The sequence below is a fragment of the uncultured Agitococcus sp. genome (assembly GCF_937920075.1).
In the GTDB taxonomy this organism is placed as follows: domain Bacteria; phylum Pseudomonadota; class Gammaproteobacteria; order Pseudomonadales; family Moraxellaceae; genus Agitococcus.
The window spans coordinates 1-2,854 of record NZ_CALETI010000145.1; the positions used below are offsets into that span (position 1 = coordinate 1).

At 44.9% G+C, this 2,854-nt stretch carries 6 protein-coding genes; all 6 read right to left on the minus strand.

Going from position 1 to position 2,854, the window contains the following annotated elements; translation table 11 throughout:
- Positions 1 to 379, minus strand: a 379-nt coding sequence (locus Q0212_RS05465) for a hypothetical protein (protein WP_297923361.1), incomplete at its 3' end; no start/stop codon positions are given.
- Positions 380 to 412: 33 nt separating this feature from the next.
- A complete protein-coding gene (locus tag Q0212_RS05470) occupies positions 413 to 1,063 on the minus strand; it encodes a hypothetical protein (RefSeq protein ID WP_297923366.1) in 651 nt (216 codons plus the stop codon).
- A gap of 37 nt (positions 1,064 to 1,100) precedes the next feature.
- Positions 1,101 to 1,637, minus strand: a complete 537-nt coding sequence (locus Q0212_RS05475) for a hypothetical protein (protein WP_297923369.1) — start codon at positions 1,635 to 1,637, stop codon at positions 1,101 to 1,103.
- A gap of 165 nt (positions 1,638 to 1,802) precedes the next feature.
- Positions 1,803 to 2,033 carry a hypothetical protein gene (locus Q0212_RS05480; protein WP_297923371.1) on the minus strand — a complete coding sequence of 77 codons (231 nt, stop codon included), beginning with the start codon at positions 2,031 to 2,033 and terminating at the stop codon, positions 1,803 to 1,805.
- A gap of 79 nt (positions 2,034 to 2,112) precedes the next feature.
- Positions 2,113 to 2,424 carry a hypothetical protein gene (locus Q0212_RS05485; protein WP_297923374.1) on the minus strand — a complete coding sequence of 104 codons (312 nt, stop codon included), beginning with the start codon at positions 2,422 to 2,424 and terminating at the stop codon, positions 2,113 to 2,115.
- Between the two features lie 200 nt (positions 2,425 to 2,624).
- A partial coding sequence (locus tag Q0212_RS05490) for a hypothetical protein (protein ID WP_297923377.1) occupies positions 2,625 to 2,854 on the minus strand: 230 nt, incomplete at its 5' end.

The following is a 2,854-nucleotide window of genomic DNA, read 5'->3' on the forward strand; positions in this document are numbered from 1 at the left end:
CAGTCCAAACAAGGATGTCGATAGTCGCTGTATCCAAACGTATGGCAAACATAAAGTCTTTCTCAATCTCTACAATATAGTCGTAAGACCCGTACAAAGGGTGTCCATAAGTGATTGGGATTAACTCCGATGAGTGATAATTCAACTCCCCAATACGGATGAAAGCAGCCCCGTTAATTGAAAAGCCGAAACTAGGGCAAGCGTCTTCCCAATAAGAACGAACCTCTTCATTGGGAATTGAGGCTAAGGCTTGATGTAAAGGAATACCTAAGTAAGTGTCTATATGGTCAAAAACATCTCCTGCCCAAACGTCATAATCTTCAGCTTCAGCCAAGAATGAGAAAGCAGATACAAATAAAGTTAAAGTTGGTTTTAACATTTTAAAAACTCCAAGAAAAGAGGCGCGAACGCCTCATAAAGTAATAGTCGGAACAATCCGCGCTTTTGCACCATGAGCGCGGAAACCGATAATGTAATCTCGATCACGGTGCTGGCAAATTTTACAGCGTGAGCAAGTTACATCTTTAATGGTTTGGGCAGGGCAGACGACAATGCGAACACCATCAACCCACCCTTTTTTCGGAAACGCCTTTGGCACTACCACTGTTGTCGGCAAACCAAGTGTAAAGGCATAGATTGCCTCATCCATGTTGTTAGCGGAGACATTAATGGTGAAGCCGTTGTCGTTGATAAAAGCTAATATTCCGACATTCTTCTTAACAGGGTAGTGGGTAAAACCGAAACCGCGTTTACCACGATTAGCGGTTAGCAGGGAAATAACCTGCTGTTCAGAAATGTGAACACCATCGTTGCTCTCAAAATCCCCTGCCTCAAACAGTCGCCAAAGCGTTGATTTTGGCAACGCTTTTACAAGCGTCATTGCGGATTCCCATGAGATACCTTGCGTGTCTTGTTTGTTCCAAGCGAGGCTCATTGGGAAATTTTCGGCATAACAGCCGTTGTTTTTAAGGGAACAAGCATCAGGGCAAGTGCTGCGAGGCGAGCGCACAAGTAGCATTGACCCTGTTTTTGAATTGCCTTTTGAAACAGAGTAGTAAAGCATTTTAAAAAAACTCCAAAAGAGGCGCGAACGCCTCGGATTAAACTAAAGAAAGTTGCTTGGGTGTGTTAGCTACCCACCAATCAAATTGAGACTTGGCTTCAGCTTCAGCATACTCTCGACCGAGATAACCCCAGCAAGCGTCAACCTCTTCCCATTCCCCATCAACTAATTCGCTCGCCTTAATCCCGTAATAGTCACCTGAGACGTGGAGGTTGAGGTCTTTGATTAAACCTACAGCGTATTTTAAGAAAGCCTTCTGCGTTTTCCACTCACCGCCCTTACTTGGGCGTTTGACCGCAAAATACCCACAGCAACCGCTATCCCAACGGCAACTGAAAGGAGATAAGGAAAAGACCACACCACTATGAATATAAGCGAACACAGGGTAATACCAGTAGTCAGGGTTTTTCTCCTCAAAAGCGTCACTTTTCATGTGAAAGTAACGACCACCATCTAGGTGGTACTCAACGCCACTGTGTTCTAGGGGGGAATCGTAACCATAGCTTTCGTAATCAGTTACAACTTCGACACGAATTGTGTCATTTTCAAAAGTTTTGATAATATCGTTAGACATTTTGTAATACCTCTATAGAAGGGAGCGGAATGCTCCGATAGAAAAGGGAGCGGAATGCTCCCGAAAAAACCTTAAACCTTAACTGTCTTTAAGCGGTAACGACCGCCACCGTTTTGCTGATACTCTTTTAACCGAGTCAAAAAACTCCTAAGAGGCGCGAACGCCTCAGACTAGATTTTTCTCAAAAACCTCGACTAACACAGCGCGTTGCTCTGCCGTCAAATCAGCTTTTACACTGGCCATAGTTAAGGCGTATTCAAACGCCGTGTTGAGTCTTTCTTGGAAGTGGGTAATTAACCAAATTTGGTGTTGTGTCCACTTAGCTGTTGGTACAGCTTTGAGTACCTCAGCATGGTCGGCCATGCTGTAGAAAACACGGGAATCGCGTTTTGACATTTTAAAATCTCCGAAATAAAGAAGCGGAATGCTCCAAAAAGGGAGGGAAGCCTCAAGAGAAACTCCCCTGAAAACTCAATTAAATTGTGCTGTGCTTTAGCTTATAGCCGTCATCAAACAACGCGCAGCTTAAGTTATAGGTAAGGGCGAACGCCATATCCATATTGCATCCCTTAATAATTACGTTATGGTCATCGTCATAACGATAAGCTAAGGCGTGGGCGACATCGTAGCCGATGTTAACGATGTCGCCGTTGTTAACGGCGAGGCATTTGAACTTACGGCTCATACCTGTCGAGGAGACAGACATAAGCGTTAAGTATATTTTTTTACCTTCAAGCAGTTGTTGAAGGTGAGCGATTGCGCGAGGGCAAGGGGTTTTAACAGTCATTTTAAAAAATCTCCAAAAAGAGGCGGAAAACTCCAGAGAGTCAAGAAACCGCCGATAAGATTTGAAAAGCGCGTTGCATCGCCATTTTCATTGCCCATTGGCGGCACGATGACTCAACGCGAAACGTGGTTGTAAGACCATTTAAGTTTAAGCGGACATCGGCTGCCCAATATCCGCTTGGGAGGAGGAAGACGCTCAGCTTAGAACCCTAGATGAGTGCAGCAATAGTCATCGTTGTAGATGACACCGTTAGCCTCACAAAAATCCTCCCAACTACCGTCAAAAAGGTCGTGTTCGCGGCAAACGAACTGCCCATTGATTAGATAGTTGTCAACAATAACGTAGGCCGAACCCTGAAACCCCCCGACCTCAATTAAAAGGTCGATGAGTTGCTCGAATAGCGCGGTTGCTGCCTCGCTTGCCCATAAAC